This is a genomic window from Tessaracoccus defluvii (assembly GCF_014489575.1).
Classification (GTDB): Bacteria; Actinomycetota; Actinomycetes; order Propionibacteriales; family Propionibacteriaceae; genus Arachnia; species Arachnia defluvii.
This window is the reverse complement of record NZ_CP060789.1, coordinates 2263083-2280194: the sequence shown is the minus strand read 5'-3', so window position 1 is coordinate 2280194 and position 17112 is coordinate 2263083. Positions and strand designations below refer to the sequence as shown.

The 17112-nt window shown below is 69.3% G+C and carries 15 protein-coding genes; 2 read left to right on the top strand and 13 right to left on the bottom strand.

The genetic code is table 11. The features are described from left to right. Positions 1 to 143 precede the first annotated feature (143 nt). The gene (locus tag H9L22_RS10940) at positions 144 to 410 is read left to right on the top strand and encodes a hypothetical protein (protein ID WP_187719952.1); all 267 of its coding nucleotides are present in this window, start codon (positions 144 to 146) and stop codon (positions 408 to 410) included. On the opposite strand, the gene H9L22_RS10935 is transcribed toward H9L22_RS10940, so the two are convergent. The 13 genes from H9L22_RS10935 to H9L22_RS10875 all read right to left on the bottom strand — a co-directional run bounded on the left by H9L22_RS10935 (position 403) and on the right by H9L22_RS10875 (position 16579). Continuing rightward, complete coding sequence (locus tag H9L22_RS10935; protein ID WP_187719951.1) at positions 403 to 3567, bottom strand: tubulin-like doman-containing protein; 3165 nt, start codon at positions 3565 to 3567, stop codon at positions 403 to 405. The two genes, H9L22_RS10940 and H9L22_RS10935, sit on opposite strands and share 8 nt — an antisense overlap. Then, positions 3567 to 5114 (bottom strand): vWA domain-containing protein, encoded by a 1548-nt coding sequence (locus H9L22_RS10930; RefSeq protein WP_187719950.1) that lies wholly within the window; start codon positions 5112 to 5114, stop codon positions 3567 to 3569. The genes H9L22_RS10935 and H9L22_RS10930 overlap by 1 nt, the downstream gene beginning before the upstream one ends. A gap of 136 nt (positions 5115 to 5250) precedes the next feature. Further along, complete coding sequence (locus tag H9L22_RS10925; protein WP_187719949.1) at positions 5251 to 5394, bottom strand: hypothetical protein; 144 nt, start codon at positions 5392 to 5394, stop codon at positions 5251 to 5253. Between the two features lie 103 nt (positions 5395 to 5497). Continuing rightward, positions 5498 to 6601, bottom strand: coding sequence for a hypothetical protein (locus H9L22_RS10920; protein WP_187719948.1), 1104 nt, complete (start codon positions 6599 to 6601; stop codon positions 5498 to 5500). Then, entirely contained in the window at positions 6598 to 8004 is a 1407-nt protein-coding gene (locus tag H9L22_RS10915) for a protein kinase domain-containing protein (RefSeq protein ID WP_187719947.1), read from the bottom strand. The genes H9L22_RS10920 and H9L22_RS10915 overlap by 4 nt, the downstream gene beginning before the upstream one ends. 185 nt (positions 8005 to 8189) lie before the next feature. Then, positions 8190 to 9041: a PP2C family protein-serine/threonine phosphatase gene (locus tag H9L22_RS10910; protein ID WP_187719946.1), complete on the bottom strand. Its 852-nt coding sequence runs from the start codon at positions 9039 to 9041 to the stop codon at positions 8190 to 8192. Next, positions 9038 to 9724 carry an FHA domain-containing protein gene (locus H9L22_RS18910; RefSeq protein ID WP_226965806.1) on the bottom strand — a complete coding sequence of 229 codons (687 nt, stop codon included), beginning with the start codon at positions 9722 to 9724 and terminating at the stop codon, positions 9038 to 9040. Before H9L22_RS18910 ends, H9L22_RS10910 begins: the two co-directional genes overlap by 4 nt. Further along, positions 9709 to 10362 carry a 4Fe-4S single cluster domain-containing protein gene (locus H9L22_RS10900; protein ID WP_187719945.1) on the bottom strand — a complete coding sequence of 218 codons (654 nt, stop codon included), beginning with the start codon at positions 10360 to 10362 and terminating at the stop codon, positions 9709 to 9711. The genes H9L22_RS18910 and H9L22_RS10900 overlap by 16 nt, the downstream gene beginning before the upstream one ends. Continuing rightward, positions 10359 to 12314: an AAA family ATPase gene (locus H9L22_RS10895; protein ID WP_187719944.1), complete on the bottom strand. Its 1956-nt coding sequence runs from the start codon at positions 12312 to 12314 to the stop codon at positions 10359 to 10361. The genes H9L22_RS10900 and H9L22_RS10895 overlap by 4 nt, the downstream gene beginning before the upstream one ends. Then, positions 12311 to 13459 carry a hypothetical protein gene (locus H9L22_RS10890; RefSeq protein ID WP_187719943.1) on the bottom strand — a complete coding sequence of 383 codons (1149 nt, stop codon included), beginning with the start codon at positions 13457 to 13459 and terminating at the stop codon, positions 12311 to 12313. The genes H9L22_RS10895 and H9L22_RS10890 overlap by 4 nt, the downstream gene beginning before the upstream one ends. A 120-nt stretch (positions 13460 to 13579) precedes the next feature. Then, on the bottom strand, positions 13580 to 13969 hold the full coding sequence (locus tag H9L22_RS10885; RefSeq protein WP_187719942.1) for a hypothetical protein: 390 nt from the start codon (positions 13967 to 13969) through the stop codon (positions 13580 to 13582). Positions 13970 to 14224: 255 nt separating this feature from the next. Further along, entirely contained in the window at positions 14225 to 14917 is a 693-nt protein-coding gene (locus H9L22_RS10880; protein ID WP_187719941.1) for a hypothetical protein, read from the bottom strand. A gap of 78 nt (positions 14918 to 14995) precedes the next feature. Next, positions 14996 to 16579: an AAA family ATPase gene (locus tag H9L22_RS10875; protein WP_187719940.1), complete on the bottom strand. Its 1584-nt coding sequence runs from the start codon at positions 16577 to 16579 to the stop codon at positions 14996 to 14998. On the opposite strand from H9L22_RS10875, the gene H9L22_RS10870 reads away from it, so the two are divergent. Continuing rightward, entirely contained in the window at positions 16578 to 16823 is a 246-nt protein-coding gene (locus H9L22_RS10870; protein WP_187719939.1) for a hypothetical protein, read from the top strand. The genes H9L22_RS10875 and H9L22_RS10870 overlap by 2 nt on opposite strands. Positions 16824 to 17112: the final 289 nt, after the last annotated feature.

Here is a 17112-nt window from a genome sequence, read left to right as displayed (position 1 = left end):
CGTTGGAGCGGCTGACCACCAGCAGGGAGTAGGGGGGTCGCCCCGGGTCGGCACCGGTCAGGATGTCCAGTTCAGCGTCATCCCACCGCTGGCCCACCATGGCGATGATCCACTGATCGACATGGACGGCGATGGTGGTGTCGATGCGGGCCACCTCCGGCAGGAAGGCCAGCGCGGCCCGCATGTCCTCCTCGCCGTCGGTCTGGACGACGTGCACAGTTCTGATGGCCGTGTTGCCCGGCACCTGGCCGGCCCGCCGCTCCAAGGTGGCGAGGAAGTCCGAGGGCTCGCACGCCTGCACCCTGTCCGAGTGGCCTGCCAGCGCCGCGGCGCGCCGCGCCACAGCCAGTCCCGCCTGGCCGTGCCCGATGAGGATGGCGCTGTCTGACATCGTGCCGGGGCCTACCTGAACTGGATCCGGTTGCGCTCGAATCGCCTGAGCAGCTCGTTGGCCGAGTGCCGGATCCGCCCGATCGCCTCGGCATCCGAGCTGCCCCGCGGGTACGTGGCGATCAGCTTGTCATGGTCGGCGATCATCGTCGCGAGGACCGTGATGGCCGCATCGAGTCCCGCGGCATCGACGAGTTGGTCGGTGAAGGCCGGGGCGTACTGGGCCACGGACATGTCCTTGCCCACGCCTGCCAGAGCGTCGTCGTGACTGTCGCCCAGCGGCAGGGACCGCTGGAGGTGCCAGCCACGCGTGGGGTCGGGGTCCGCCCGGTAGACCGTCGCCTGCCAGACGGCCCCCTGCGGGTGCCGCTCGACCCACAGGGGTCGGGAGCCGGTGAGAGCGGGGAGCCCGGCGGGGAACACCGCCTCCACGAGCCCGGCGTCTCGGTCCAACAGCCGCGAGGCGAGTTCCAGCCGGGCGAAGACGTCTGCGGCCAGCTCGTAGTTGACGTAGTCGGGGACCAACACGGTGAGGTATCCCGCGAGGCTGTGCCACTCGCGGTGGAGGTGGAAGCGCTTCATCTGGGGCTCGTGGGGCAACCGGGCCAGCCGCCTCCTGTAGTCCACCTCCCACGCCGACACCTGGCTGACGGAGTGCAGCGAGGCACCCCACCGCATGTTGATGGCCACCACCTTTTCCTGGTCCACCCCCTCCACCACCTGGAGCCCGTTCCCCTCGGGGAACATGCGCGTCACCTTCGGCAGCAACCCGTGGGGGGCGACGATGGTGGTGGTCGGCGCGGGCGGGTTGACGCCGGCCCCGAGCTTCGCCTCGTCGATGGCGAGCGCCACCTTCTTCGCGAGCCCCTGGAGGCTGATCAGCGCCTTGTCGAGGCTCTTGCCGCCGTCGACGGCGTCGGCCGCCGCCTCCAGGCTGCGGGGCACGATGAACTGGGGCGGTGGCGCGGTGGGGTCGGCCGGCACGGACTTGCCGGACTCGAAGACGTACAGGTCGGCCAGTTCGCCGAGCTCCGCCATGAGCGTCCGCTGGCTGGCGCTGCGGTCGTCGTCGAGCAGTGATCCCAGGCCGAACAGCGCCAGCGACGCGCGCCCGCGCCAGCGGTGCATCAACCGGCTCAGCTCCTCGTCGAGATCCGCCGCCTCCAGGACGCCCTGCACCTTCGTGAAGGCGTCGACGTTGAGGCGGCACTCCTCCACCTGGGGCAGGATGTCGTCCGGGACCAGCGCGGTCAGCGCCAGGGGGTTGCGATCCTTGCCGATCAGGTTGTCCTGGCGCCACTGCGAAGAGGCCTGGGTGGCGAGCCGCTCCAGCGTCCGCTGAGACCGGATCGTCTGCTCCTCGAGCGTGCGCAGGGTTCCGATGAGGTCCCTCAGCAGCTCGGCCCGCGCCTTCAGCCGCTCGCGCGTGATGGCGTCGCCCACCCAGGACTTCAGCATCTGGCCCAGGTGTTCCGCGGCCTGTTCGGTGCTCCGCGAGAGGACGGCGGCGAACCAGCGGGACCGCACCCGGGTGAACTCGGCGTAGGCGGATTGGCTCCGCGGCTCCCCCTCCTCGGCCTCGCGCCTGGTGGCCTCCAGGTCGCCGTCGGTCTCGCGGAGCCGGTGCTCGAGGTCCCGCCGGGCCACGCTCAGCAGCTCGATGACGAACGGTGCGCCCTTGCCCGCGTCGAGGGAGGTTTCGATGACCAGATCGGGAGCCCTGTCCGCGATGGCCCTGCGCTTGCGCTGCAGGGCCTGGGAATACTGCGTGATGCCCCAGTGCAGGCCGCTCCGGATGGTGGCCACGGTGTTGGCCACCATCTCCTCCTCGGGGTCGGCGCGGAGGGTCTCCGGCGCGCCCTCCGCCACGTGCCGCACATCGTCGAGGCCCTCCGGCAACTCGACGGACGTGAGGTCGTCGGTGAGCTCGTGCAGCTGATCCACCAGGCGGGTTCGGGAGCCCGACTGGGCCACCACCTCCGTGAGGTTGACCGGCTGCTCCAGGAGGGTGCGCCGGATCACGTACTCGTAGAACCGGTGCCCGAGGTGGTATCGGATGGTGTCGCCCGGATAGGTGGCCGACCCGATGAGCAGGCCGCAGTAGAGGCGGCGCTTGTGGTGCACGTCGCGGTCCTCGAGAACGGGGGAGTTGGTGGCGTTGATCCTGAGCGCCTCGTCCCCCGCGGGCGTCATGAGGAACTGGAACATCGCCTCGGCGGTCATCTCGTAGGTGTCCGTGATGTCCGGGATGTAACCCGCGCCGGGGACCAGCGAATCGATGAGGAACACCTGCCTCACCAGATCTCCGTCGGCCAGTTCGGGATCGGCCAGGTTGTGGGCGTGCCCGATGGCGGTGGACAACTCGCCCGTCCTCTCCACGAAGTGATCGAGCTCCCGGAAGTACGCGTAGGCGTTCGCGCGCAGGTTGGACAGCTCGTCGGCCGCCGACTGCGAGGTGCGGGAGATCTCGGGCTCGAAGACCCCGGGCGTGTAGGTGAACATGGTGATGGCGGGCGTCATCGCGTTGGATCGGCAGGCGCTCCAGATGGCATAGAGCACCTCCAGCAGGCCGGAGCTGCCGGTGCCACCGCAACTGGAGTTGACGATGTAGAACCGGGCGGTCCCGGCGGGGGTGCCCGCGCCGCCAAAGCCCTGCTGCATCTTGTGGCGATTGAGCGTCAGCGCCTTGCTGACGGCGCTCACGATGCGGGAGGAGAGCGTGGACCCGTCGCGGTAGAAGGCGAGGCGGCCGAGCATGCGGTCCTGCTTCATGCCGTCGGTCTGGGGTCCGTGGGGGACGGTGCGGAAGTCGTCCCACCAGGACGACAGCGTGGCGTCGTGCGTGTTGTGCCGGATGAATGAATGGGCGTCGAAGGTGTTCTCGGTGAGGTTCACGTACTCGGAGGGCTCAAGCCCCACGCCCGGCGGGAGCGGCGGGACCTGGCGCTCCGTGGTCACCGAGTCGATCCCCAGGAACGCGAGCGAGGCCGTGGCGATGGCGTCGGGGCGGACGCTCTGCACGCGTGAGCGAAGCCTGGAGATGGTCTGGATGCCGCTGCCCCCGAGTCCGATGATGACCCCGGTGCTCAGTGTGCCGATCTCGTCGGCGAGGGCCTGGATGCCGGCGACGCGCATCCCGCCGTCGGTGTCCATCAGGGGGGTGGGAATGGGGCTCATCACTTCTCCTGCTGCGTGGGGATCGGCTTTTCCTGGAATTCGAGCTTGGCTCGTTCGAGCTTCACGACGTCGCCCCGGCGCATGCGGTGCGGCCACTGGCTGACGCGGTGCCCGTTGCTGGTGATGGAGGCCTCGCCGTTGGTGGTGGCGAAGATCTGCGGCTTGCCGCGGTGGAACCTGCCGCGGCGGGTGGAGAACTCGGCGCTGGCCATGCCCGCGCCCGCCGGCTTCGCCTGCTTGTTCGGGATGGTGACCCTCGTGCCGCGCAGCGCGTAGCTGGCACCTCCCCGGACCACCAGGGTCCCCCACAGCGGAGGGGTGGCGATGAACCGGCGCCAGAGGAACACCAGAAGCGCCAGCATGAGCACCAGTGCGGCCAGCGCCGCCCCGATCATCCAGTAGGCGATGCCGAACGTGCGCGACGCCCGCGTCTGTGGCTCCTGGCTGACCTTGCCGGTGGTGTCCACCTGGACGCTCTGGACGATGAGATCCCCCGGCTCCACCCGCACGGAGGCGTCGACGGTGAGCCGGTAGTACTCCTCCTCCGTGACCTCACCGGCACGGATCGGCTCCTCCGGCACGCCCGAATCCACCTCGACCACCAGGGGCTCCGAGGTCTCGCCGGGCGCCAGGACGATGGTGCGGCGGCCGTCGACGAGCACCGACGGCAACTCCTCACCGCTGGCCGTGGCCACCCGGGCGCCCTCAACGGTGACCGTCGCGCCCAGCGGGCCGTAGCCGTTGGTGAGGGTGAACTCCACGCGCAGGGGGTCGTCCAGCGACACGTCGGAGGTGGTGACCTGGACCGCGCCCTGCCCGATCTCGTCCCGGATGGGCTGGTAGAGCTGGGCTATCCGGGCGCGTTTGATGGCGTCTGCGAAGAAGCCCTTCAGCTGGTCGTTGGGGAGCGCGACCACCTGGGTCCGCCCCGGGAAGACAGCCTCCAGCTGCGAGGCCCCCGTCTTCTCGCTGGTGCCGAGGCTGGCCCCTAGGACGCGCACCTGGCGCCCCTGGATGGCAGCGTCGGCGGCCTCCTTCATGGCGGCGTAGTCGGCGGACACGTTCGGCTGTCCGTCGGTAAGGAAGATCACGAGCTGCACGTCGTTGGCGTCGGCGCGGCCGAGCTGGTCGATGGCCATCCGGATGGCGGCGCCGGTGTTGGTGCCGCCGCCGTCTGCGGTGGCGGGGAGGCTGCCCAACGCCTCGGCGCGGGCGTCCTGGGTGAGGTTGGAGCTGAACCGCAGCTTCGCGGTGGTGTCGAAGGTGATGAGGCTGAGGAAGTCGCCGTCGTTGACGGCCTCAAGGAAGCCGGCGTAGGCATCCTTCACCTCGGGGTAGATCGCGGGTTCATCCATCATGCTGCTGGAGGTGTCGATGGCCAGGACGAAGTCCGCCGGCTGGTCCGCGACACCGTAGATCTCCAGCAGCTCGTCGATGGTGCTGGGCGTCGCCGCCTCGCCTTCGGCAAGGGCCAGGGGGGCCCAGCACCACAGAACCATCGCCGCCACGGCAAGGATCAGTGCCCTTCCCCGCACATGTCCGCGCATACGCCCCTCCTTGATCACATGACGACCCGTGTGAGTGGCCCAATCCGGGGATCCGGCCACTCACACGGTCTTGACGGACAGCTGCCGGGTGGTCGTCAACCGGGCTCCGGACCCCCGTCCGCCGAGGGCCGCGAACTCAGTAGACGTCCGCCCCGCAGTACGGGCACTTGTACGGGCCCTGCGGGTGCATCTGGTCCTTGAACACGGTGTGTCCCTTGGCGCAGCTCGCCTCGAGCAGCCAGTTGCCCTGCTTCGTCTTCGACGCCTCGGTCTTGAACATGGTCGGTTCCCCCTCTTTCCTGGATCGCGGTGCCTCCGGGATGGCGGCGCCTTCGCTGTCTCGATCCGTCGACCGACTATGACGGACGGACCGTGCCGAATCCTCAGCTGAACGACCGCACAGCCCAGTCCAGGAGCCAGGTGACGATGTGGCCGGGGTTGGTGACCAGGCTCAGCAGACCCAGCAGCGCGCCCAGGTAGGCCGCGGCGTACCCGAGCCAGACCGCGCGCCCGCTGAGCTGACTTGCAGCGTGGTGGAGCACCATCGCCGTGGTCCCGAGGATGATCAGCCAGACCGGGTGACTCCACAGGAGGAACGGGTTCCACTGCGGGATGACCGGGGGTGTCCCGAGGCCGCCTATCAACCAGTACGCCAGTTGCGACCAGTTGAAGAGGAGGAAGGTGCTCACCGCCGAGATGGGACCCAGCCAGGAAAGGGGGAGGAGGAACCGCTGAGTTCGCTCGATGCGCGAGCCGTGGGTCGGGTCCGCGTTGCTCCCGACCGCGACGGTGATCATCCCGCCGATGATCCAGCCGCAGGCCAGAGCGACCGGGAGCGTGACGGCCGTCCAGCTGGTGACGAATTGCCCCACGCTGAGCGACGGTCCCAGGTCGGGGTAGCCGTTCCCGCCCCACTCGGAGAGGAAGCGGAGCCACGGAGCCGCACCTACCAGGCCTCCTGCCCCGACGCACCACTTGCGCAGGCGGCCTCCCGGGTCGCTGCTGGGAAGCCCGGACCCCGACGAGTAGGCGAACCAGTCGAACAGCAGGGTGCCCGCCACCGTGACGGCGCACACCGCGAAGACGGGGATGGCCCTCTCCAAGAAGCTCCCCTGATCGATCTGGGCGGTGACGTAGCCGACGAACGCCGCGTAGATGGCGCTGAGGATGAGCCTCGGCACGAACTGCTGGCGAAGCCGGGAGACCCGCGTGCTGCGGCGCCGGCCGATCGCCTCCTGACGTGCTTCGACGGCTCGTCTGGCCGCTGCCCTCCGCCGCTCCTCCGCGGCGGCCTTCTCACCTGCGACCTCCGCGGCGCGCTGGTCGGCGGCGTGCGTCAGCACGGCGTGAGCCACGACCAGGGTGCCGAGATCGTCGTCGCTCGCTCCCTCGACCAGTTGGGCGAGCTGTTTCATCGTCGCGTTCTGGCCGACATCGCGCGCTGCCGCCCGTCGGGCCTCCGCGACGAAAGCCGGGATGCCGCTCATGCGAGGCCACCTTCCGCAGTGAGGGCGCGCGTGAACAGCATTGGCAGCGCGCCACGGTACGCCTGCCGGGCCAGCGTCTTGTACTCCTTCGACAGCGGCCGCGTCGCCGACTCCGCCTGGTCGCGCCACCTCGCGAGCAGGTAGGCGGCGTGCGAGACCACATCGGAGTTCAGCGCCTCACCGAACGTGCTGAGGATCCGATCCTTGACCATCGAGTCGAGCCAGTCCAGCGCTCTGTCATCTCCGCCTGCGGCCGCCTGAATGCGCTGCCTGAGGTGTTGATCGTCGATCGGCGTGCCGTCGTAGTGGATGGGGCCGTCCGGGTCGAGCAGCGGCTGGAGACGGACCAGCTTCGGACCAGGAGCCTCCGTCGATTCGATGATCCTCACCGCGTGCTCCATGTCGGGGAAACGCTGGAGGAATTGGATCATGTAGGCGTCGGGCCGGCCGGCCAGCTCGGTGGCAGCGTCGTCCCAGTGCTTTCGGAGTTGTTCGGCAAGCTCCGGCGGGGTGTAGACCAGAGTCGGACTCCAGTTCGGGCGGTAGCCGCCGGCCGGACGCGGGGTTCTGCCGTCGGAGGCCACCGGGGAGGCGTGCACCTGGGGGGACTCGCCACGCATCCACGCCTCCACCTGGTCGGCGCCCCAGCGAAGGTCCTTGTCCGCGGTCAGGAGGCCGTCGGCGAGAAGCCTCCACCGCGGGTCGTCGATCAGCTCCGTGGTGAAGGTGCGGTTCAGGCATCGAGCCCGGGCATCGTCGTCCGAGACCTCAGTGCCGTCGGCCATGGAGAACAGCTTCCGGCCGACGTAGAACTCGTAGACCATGGCGCCCAGGGCGAACCAGTCCGATTTGGCCGATGATTCCTTGGCGTGGACCTCAGGCGCGGCGTAGTGCCAGGTGCCCTTCGCTGTGGTGGTGAGATGCGTGACCTCCTGGTGGGCCCTGGCCAGGCCGAAGTCGGCCAACACGAGGTCCGGCTTCTCCGCAGTGCGCACGAGCACGTTGTGGGGCTTCAGATCGCGGTGCGCGATGCCGGAGCCCAAGCTGTGCAGGAATCGGAGCGCCTCGGCCAGCTCCCGCACCACCGACGTCAGGGTCTCTTTGTCCAGCCTCCCGCCCTTCGCGGCCACCCAGTCGCCCAAGGACCCGAGCGGGCAGTACTCCTGGATCTCCCACGTCCCGGCCGGGTCGGCATCGGAGTCGATGATCTTCACCAGGTGCGGGGACCCACCCTCCGCCCGCCCTGCTTGCGTGAGGCTCTCGATCGCCAGCCGGTCGGGCCGGTACTGGGGCCGGTAGGACTTGAAGAAGACCACCTCACCGTTCGACTTGTGCTCCAGCAGCGCCGCATCCGCCTCGCCGCCCGAGTGGAGGTCGCGCAGGTAGGTGTAGTCGGCGTCCACTCTGGGGGGGAGCTTGAGCCGCTGGCTCGTCGGAGGCTGAGGCGGGCCGGGTGTCTCACGACGGGTGCCCCCGGCCCCTCCACCCTCGCGCCGGGTGGGTGTACCGCGGCGGCCTTGCTGCTCTCGGCGAGTGGGGGTGGCCGGTTCTGTACCGTTGCCGTGCTCGACCACGGTGGGGTCGTCGCTCATCGCACGGACCTCTGTTCCTCGTCGATGGTCTGGATGTCGACCGACCGCCCGGGGGAGGCCGCGACCGACTGCCGGCCACCGGGGTCGACGGGGGTGGCCGTCAGGTCCACCACCACGATGGAGCAGTTGTCGGTGGCCTGCTGCGCGTAGATCGACGCGGTCACGGCGTCGACGATCTGGGCGGGGGAGCGGTCCGCCGTGCAGATGTCACGGAGCACGGCCGGGTCGAGCGTGCCCCACACCCCGTCGGAGCAGAGGACGTAGCGTTCGCGACCGCCCCGGTACTCCTGGCGCCATGTGTGTGCGTCGATGTGTTCGTACCCGCCGAGAGCCTGCGTGACCGCCGACGAGCCGGGATCGTCGGTCCGGTCGTCGACGCTGATCTGCCCGAGGTGGCCGCCGGCCACGCGGTAGATCCGGCAGTCGCCGACATTGACCATGACGAGGGCCCCCGGCGTGATGGCCAGGAGCGCGGCTGTCGCACCCATGCGCGGGGTGCCCCAGGCCTGACCCGCGAGCGCGATGCGCCGGGACAGATCGGCGAACGTGGCGTCCCAGCCCTCGGGGTCCTGATCGAGGCTCACGCCCGCCAGCCCGGTTGCGGTCAGGGCTGCCGCCTCGGCGCCGCCTGCGTAGCCGCCCATGCCGTCGATCACGGCGACGGGGACGCCCGCAGCGCCGATCACGCCGGCCCAGGAGAGGCGGGTCCCACTCGCGGTGCCGACGGCACTGGCGATCATGATGGCGTCCTGGTTGTCGGCCCGGGTGGGCCCCACCTCGGTGCTGCCGCAGATCTCCGCCCGGACCGTGAAGGTGCGGGCCGGGTCTCCTGGAACGGGCTGGGTCATGATTCGCCGCCTTCCGGCCTGAGTGTGACGTACACGCGTTGTCCCAGCCGGAGCCGAACCGGGAGGGTCGAGGTTCGCGTCTCGTCGGGCGCGACCTCCTCGGGAGCGTCACCCACCCAGGTGCCGTTCGCCGAGTCCTGGTCCCGCACGGTCACCCGGTCTCCCGCCGGCGAGATGGTGATGAGGCAGTGGCGACGCGACACCGCGTCGAACTGCTCCAACCCGTCCCGGATGTCGGGGATCTCGCTGCGCCGGCCGATGACCACCTCGCGCCCGTGGGGGATCACGACGGTCCTGCCCGACGGGAGTTCGGCCACAGTTCTCGCCGCTCCGGTGGGGTGGCTCAGCGGTGCCCCGCATTGGACGCATTCCGTTCCTGCCTGGCCGGCCATTCCGCACTCTGAGCAGGTCACCGGAGCGCTGGCCGGGCTCGGATGCTGGGGCGCCCCGGGGACGAACCAGTTCTCGGGCAACGGCGTGAACGCCCACCTGCAGTAGGTCTCGGTCACCGGGTGCTCGTGGTCGTCGAACGGGCACCTGGCCATCCCCTGCAGACCGGGGGCCCCATCCTGGCCGGGCAGCTCAGTCGGGACCGTGGGGATCTCGGCCAGCATGGTCATGCAGTAGGTGGTCGAGGCCGGGTGCTGCTGCCCGCACAGCGGGCAGGTCATGGTGTGGGCCATGATCGTCCTTCCATCGTGATGCCGCGTCGGCGCAGCGCTTCCTCCAGCCGAGGCAGGTCGCCGGGATTCGGCAGACCGATGAGGGTGATCTCGCCGTCCGCGACGTGGGTCTGCAGGCCGCGGCCGGCGAGGGGCGCCTCGCCTGGGAAGCGCAACCGGCCCAAGGGAGTCAGCGTGACGAGGCGCTGGTTCGAGCTGGATGTCAGCGGCTCATCACTGGGCCTGTCGGCGCGGTACGGACCGCAGACCGCGGCGTCCGCGACCCCCCACAAGGCCGGGGCGCTCTGGGCCGCGGCCCGGGCTGTGCGGCCCGTGAACACCAGGACGTCGACAGGCCGCACACCACGCTCGTCCAGGGAGCGCTGCACGCGGACGACGAGGTCCGCCAGGGCGTCGGACTGCTCGGTGGGCTCCCCGCCGGTGATGGTCAGGCCCGACAGGCGAGCCTCGACGATGAGGTCAGCGAACTGCGCGGCGAGTGGCTCCGTGTCGGCGCGGTGGCCGCCGGCGGGATCCCAGGTGTCGATCGATGCGCAGCCTGCGCAGTGGATGGAGCAGCCCTGAACCCACAGGCCCAGACGACGTCCCGGCCCGAGGACGGTGACGGGATGCGCCACCCGGCTGAGCTGGAGCCTCATCGACGCTCGATGTCCAGGGTGGGCCGGCCGTCGCTGCCCACACCGATTGCCGTGACGGTGACCGCGACATCCGGGCCGAGGCTGAAGAGCGCGCGCCCCAGCGGATTGGTGAGGCGGTTCTCCAACGCCGTCGTGATGCCTCTGCCGCCGCGGGCCAGGTCGTCGGCTGTGGTCACCGCCTCGAGCAGCGCTGATCTGGCTCCAGCGGTGAGGATCACATCGTTGCCGACGCGGATGCGGACGTTGGACACGATGGTGTCGATGAGAGTGTCTGCCAGACCCGTGGCAGTCTGGCCGCGCATCGGCCGGAAGACGACGATGTTGTCGCCCAGGCGCCCGAGGAGCTCAGGCCGCCCAAGGGTTTCGCGGAAATGATTCTCGACCGACCCCTTGATGGTGTCCTCATACAGCTCGGCCTGTCCCGGGGCGTCCAGATCGAGGTTGAGCAGGTCTCCGGCGGTGGTGGCGCCCTGATTGGAGGTGAACACGATCAGCGACTCGCTGAACAACGCGGTGCGTCCAGCCCCGTCCGTGAGCCTCCCGTCGGAGAGGATCTGCAGGAACAGGTCGTTGACGTCCCGCCCGGCCTTGTCCATCTCGTCGAACAGGACGATGGAATGGGGTCGCTGCTGGATTGCGTTGGTCAGCTCGCCGCCGGCCCCGTACCCCACGTAGCTGGGAGGGGCGCCGATCAGGCGGATCTTGGCGTGGTCGTCCTGAAACTCCGACATGTCGAACCGCACCAACGCCCGCTCGTCGGCGAACACCAGCTCGGCGATGGCCTTCGCCATCTCGGTCTTGCCCACGCCGGTGGGGCCCGCGAAGTACAACACGCCTCGGGGCGCGGTGGCCTGTTGCCGCTGGTGCGCGCCCGTGAGACCCAGGGTCGACCGCTTGAGGATGTCGAGCACCCGCTCCACCGCCTCATCCTGCCCCTTCACGCGGCGTTGCAGGACCGTGCGTCCATCGGCCAACTGTTCGCGCAGCCGGGTGGACTGCCACGGGTTCTCCGACAACCCCTCGCGGTAGGTGCGAACGGCGCCCTCGATGTCCCCGGCCACCGAGTTCGTGCCGCGCGCCAGCTGCACCGCCTCGAACATGCCCCTGGTGGAGAACCCCTCCGTGGCATCGGCGAAGCGTTGCGCCACAGACCCCACGTCGCCGGCTGGGACCTGGCCTGACACCAGGAGCCGTGCCACCCGCAGCCGGGAGTCCACGTCGGGGGTGGCGATCGGGATCTGCCGGATGCCGTCTCCCTGCGTGAGCCAGCCGGGTAGGTCGTCGGGCCGGTCGACGAGCCAGATCACGGGATGCCGTAGCTGGCCGTCGCGACCGGGCCATGCAAACCGGACCAGCTTGTCCTTGACGAGGGAGTGGGAGTTGGCCAGCATCAGGGATGCCAGCATGAGCTGACGGAATCCCGGATCGTCCTCGCGGTTGTCGCCGCGCATCTGAGAGTTGTAGTCGATCACCAGAGCCATCGCCGGCTCCGCCGTCTGCGCGACGGTCTCCGCAATGGCGTCCATTCCCATGAAGCTCACCTGTGCCGCCCCCGGATCGTCCGCCGCCCGGAGGGCCCGCTCGGTGGGGGTCTGCAGCAGGTTCTTCACCAGCGTCGATCGAGTCTGGGCGCTCAGCGCATGCTGGATACCGGCAGGGTCCCACCCCGAAGCCGTCCTGAAGATCGTCAGCCCATTGAGCGGGTCGAAGGTCAGCAAGGCGTGGAAGCCGCACTCGGAGAGCACCTGCCAGATGGCATTCATCGTGGTATCGGGGCGCAGCTGGCCGCCCAGCGGAATCGGGTGCAGGTCGTGGATGCCACCGTGCACCACGCACACTGCCGCCACGGGCAGCGAGGCATAGAGCGTCCTCAGCCACATCGGGGTGGCCTTCTCCTCCGGACGCAGCCAGGCCGGGACCGCGCTGGAGGCGGGCGAGGGTTGAGTGGTCACCTGGCGCGCTCCTTCGCGTCGGCGGTGCGTCTGGTCCTCCGTGGGGTGGCGGGGTTCCGCTTCGTCGACCCGGCCTCGCGGCGTAGGACGGGGGCTTCACCCGGCTGGCGCTCGACCGTGAGGTCCGTCGCGACGCCGTGCCGGGCGAGCCCTGCCGCGACTGCATGGACCTTCTCACAGGTCTCCCGCTCGGCGCGGGCGTCAGCCTCGGCCGTGGTCACCCCGTCGGCCACCACGCGCGTGAGGAGCTGGCCGGACGTGGGGTTCACCTGGAGCCGTAGCCCGTAGCCGGGATGATCCGCGTGCTCGGCCACCCCGACCGCACCGAATTTCGTCAGCGAGAAGCCCTCGGCCACGCTGAAGCCCAACTCGGCCACCACGTCCTCAAGGGCGCGCCGCACATACGTGGCGTCGGCGTCGCGCGCCGCCCGCTCAGCCAGCGACCTGACCGCACCCCTGAGCGCCGTCACGTCCCCGGGCGTCAAGGCCTCCGCTGCACGCTCCCGCAGTAGGTCCGCCTCCGGGGACTCGATGCCTGCTACCTCCAGCACGGCCTGGGCAGCCTGCTCGCGGCACTCCTGGACCCGACGAGCATTGGTCACCCTGGTCTTGAGCGTGAGGAGGTCTCCCTGCGCCTGGGCTGGATTGGTGGTTCCGAGAATCGTCTCCGCCATCGCTGTCAACGCGTCGCGCTCCGCCGGGTCGTGCAGACCTGCCACCAGCGTCACCACCGTTGTGACGCCGCCTGCGACCTGCTCGAGGGCGGGGTGCCGCGCAGGCCGACCCGCGCCCGTGGTCGGTCGGGTGCGGGCGCCCCCGAGGCTGACGCCCGTGACATCGACGGCTTCTCGCGTCGCGTTCAGGCGACGCAGGATCGCCTTCGCCGACTCGTCGGCGACCCGCTTCTCGGCTTCGGCGATGGCCTTCTCCAGCGACTTCTCCCACGCGATCAGCGCGTCGTGGGTCGGCTTCGACGGCCGCACGACCTCCTTGGGAGTGGCGACGCCGAGGTGACGCAGCTGACCGATCAGGCCGGCCAGCGTGATCACGTGCTGCTCGCACCGGCCGTTGCGGGCCCCGTCCTCCCGACGGCGCAACTCCTCCGCCGAGACCACCGAGTAGCCGTACCCCTTCGGGCCGCTCACGGCCGTCTTCCGGTGACATCTGCGCGCATACGACCCTCCTGGCTTCGACGCCGGACCTGACGGACAGCGGGGCGGAGTCTGGTTGTGATCAGCCGGACTCCGTCCCGGGCGTCCGGTTGCTCAGTGCCGATCCACCCCCAGGAGCGTGTCCTCCAACTCGTCGGCCGTCCGGAGAATCGAGAGCATGGGATCCACCAGTTCGTTGGTGTCCAGGTTGCTCAGGGGCGAGCTGTTGGTGACGAGAACCTTGTCCCCGATGATCATCAGACCCCCGGCCACCTTAGTGCTCAGGATCTCCGCCGCTCGCTCGAGGTTCACTTCTCCGCGGTCTCCGATCGGTGAGTGGACCTGCAGCCAGCTCTCACCGCTCTCGGATTCGATGTGCACGAGGAACACGAGTTGGCTTCTGAGCCGTCCAGTGTCGAACAGGAGCTTGATCGCATCGTCAGTGAGGTCCTCGGCCTTGTAGTTCGAGTGGATGTAGCGCTTGACGTCATTCCAGGTTGTCATGATTCCTCCAGGATCTGTTGGTAGTTGTTGCACTCCGGTGGGGAGCGTCGGCGCTTTGGTCGTCTGTGCTGCGCCGAACCTTCACGGTCGTGATTCTGGGCGAGGCGATCGCTCCGGCTCCACACAGGCTGCGGTTTTGTCACGTTCCTGTCACGCCCTGTCCTCGCGGACTCGGGTGTCGTGGCGGCAGCCGAACGGGGACCGGCCCGGAAGCTGGGCTCCTGGAGATCGACGGGGGTCCGCGACCGTCGATGGCTATCCGTTCGGTGGCTTCAGTCGGGTGGGCATGCAGACGTTCAGCCGCTCCCGTCCCTCGAGGTAGGGGAACTCCCCGGCGCACCAGCTCAGCACGTCGTCCTCGCTGGTGAAGTAGTCGCTGAGCCCGAAGGTGACCCAGAGGTTCTTACCGTCGATGAGCTGCTGCTTTCCGTAGGTGCGGCTGTCGAGCAGCACCACCTGGACGCTGGTGACCGACTGGGCGATCTGCTCGAACTCCGCCACGATGTCGGTGGCGTAGAAGGTGTGGGTGCCGTTGGCCGCGGTGAGGAGCGGATCGCTCACGCCCACGTACTTCGACGACAGCTGGACCACCCACTGGCTGTTCTTCGGGATGATGGCGTCGTATCCCCGGGCGTAGCCGGCGAGCTGCTCGAGGGCGGCTTCCTCCGAGCTGTAGGCGTCGCCGCCTGCGTCGCCTGGCAGCGCCTCATCGTCAGCCCCCGAGAAGGGCTCCTCCGTCGGTGTCGACGGTGCGGGTTCGCTCGCTGTGGGCCCCGGGGTGCTCTCGCTGGGCTCGGCGCTCTCGGGTGACGGCTCCTCGGCCGGTTCGGCGGGGGTCGGCTCCGATGGTGCGGGGAGGAGCTCCAGGGTGGAGGCAGCCGCGGGCACGGCGCTGTCCGTGGCCGCGCTGGTCATCTGCCAGGCCAGGTAGCCGATGATGAGGAGCACGCCGAGTCCGATCAGTAGCGCTGGAATGGGGAAACTTCGGGATGAGGGTTGAGGTGTGGTGCTCACGTCGCTCCTCGGCTATGCCACGACGAGGCGGCGGGTGGCGGTTGCCGTCCCTGCGTGGCCTGCGGTGCGAGGTGTCCCGGCGGGCAGGCATCGGCCGTTGGCCCAGGCCCGGAGCGCGGCGACGTCCTCCTCGTTGGAGCGGCGGTAGGGGACGACGTCGGCGAACCACGCCCGCAGCTCCTGCTCGGGTGGGAGAACGGTGGTCCCCTTGGTGTACATCCGCGTGGCGATGGCATGGACAACCGAGTCGATGTCCGACCCGGAGAACCCATGGGTGAGGTCCACCAGCTCAGCCGCCAGGTGCGGCGGAATTTCCATGTCAAGGTAGCGGTCGAAGTAGAGGCGGAGGATCTCCTCCCGGTCCTCGGAGTCGGGCAGGTCGACGAAGAACATCTCGTCGAATCGCCCCTTGCGGAGTAGCTCCGGCGGCAGGGTGGTGACATCGTTGGCCGTGGCCACCAGGAAGGTCTTCGACGTCGACTCCTGCAGCCAGTAGAGGAACTGGCCGATCAGACGTCGGGACGTACCTCCGTCACCGGCGGAGGTGGACAGGGCTTTCTCGATCTCATCGATCCACAGGACACACGGTGCCACCCGATCCGCCGCCGCAAGCGCCTCGCGGAGCCGAGATTCGGACTGCCCGACGTACATCCCGAGGATCCCCGCCATGTCCAGCCGGTACAGCGGAAGCCCCCACTTGTGGGCGATGGCCTTGGCGGACAGGGACTTCCCGCAGCCGGGCACTCCCACGAGGAGGACGCCCTTGGGCGGGTGCAGGCGGGTGGTCGACAGGTCGGCCTTCATCAGGGTCTCGCGGTCCACCAGCCAGTCCTGGAGCTGCTGCAGACCCCCGACGCGGTAGTCCTCACGCAGGGGGACCCGCTCGATCCCGGCCAGCGAACCGAAGACGCGGTCCTTGTACTCCGAGAGCTGGGCAAGGTCGGCGTTGGCGAGGTGCTTGTTCGCCAGCATGGTCATGAGGACGTTGACGGCCTCGGTCTCGGTGATGCCGGTGAGGATCTCAGCGCCGCGACGGACTTCCGCGGTGCCCCATTCGACCGTCACCACCCCCTGGTGGTCGTCGATGATGCCCTGGAGGGTGCGGACCAGCTCGTCGGTGGTCGGCACGTCCAGGGCCACGCTCATGCCCTGGCGGGCCAAGCCGCCCCAGACGGGCTTGGACTCGATGAGGATGATGCTGCCGCTGCAGGTCTCGGCAAGACGAACCATCTCCGCGAGGTGCCGCGACGTCGAGGTCTCGTCGGCCAGATCCTCGACGTCGGTGAGAACGAAGTTGACGTTCTTGCGGGCCTTGAACGTGACGCGGGCCTGGTCGAGCGCCGCGGCGAGGGAGGTGTCGTCGCCCATGGTCTGCTGCGTGAGGAGGTCCTTGATGCCCTCGGTGCGGGAGTGCTCGTAGAAGTTCATCGAGCGGATCTCGTCGGCCACGTCTCTCAAGAGCTCCATGACGCGCCCCGGCTCGATCGATTCGACGATGATCAACGGCACCCGCGCCCGAAGGTAGCTGGCCACGAGGCTTCTGGTCTGCTGAAGGCTCGAGACATGGACCCGCCAAACCAGGGTGTTGCTCTGCATGCGCATCCTCGCTGAACCCGGGATCACCGTCGGGCCGCGGCAGCTCCCTCTCACCGACTTCGTGGCGCGACTGAGCGCACCGGAGTATGTGCCGGTGCGGGGCTACGGCAATCAGGAACGGTGTTCATCACGGCAGCACAGCGCCGTCACGCCCGATCTCGGGGTGTGTACCGCCGACGTCCTGCAGGCCGAGACAACCTGCTATACAGGCTCCGTGGTCATCGAGAGCGCGAGTCACCTGTGACGGCGGTTGGCCCCTGGAGGTGGTTCCGGCGGGTCGGCACGGTGCACGGTGAGGTGCTCTCCGCCGCATGGGTGTGGTCCACCGCCTCCGGCAGCACGATGAGGGCGGCTGCCGGTGACTGGCGCCTCTGGGACCCGCGCCGGCCGGATGACAGATGGAGCATCACGGAGGAGGCGTTGCGATCCTCCTACCGGCCTGTCGACACCGGGGTCTTCGAGCGGTCAGGGTGGGCGGAGGCCAGGCCGGCCTCCCACGGCGAGGCAGTGGACAGCACTGAGGGCCCTGGCGT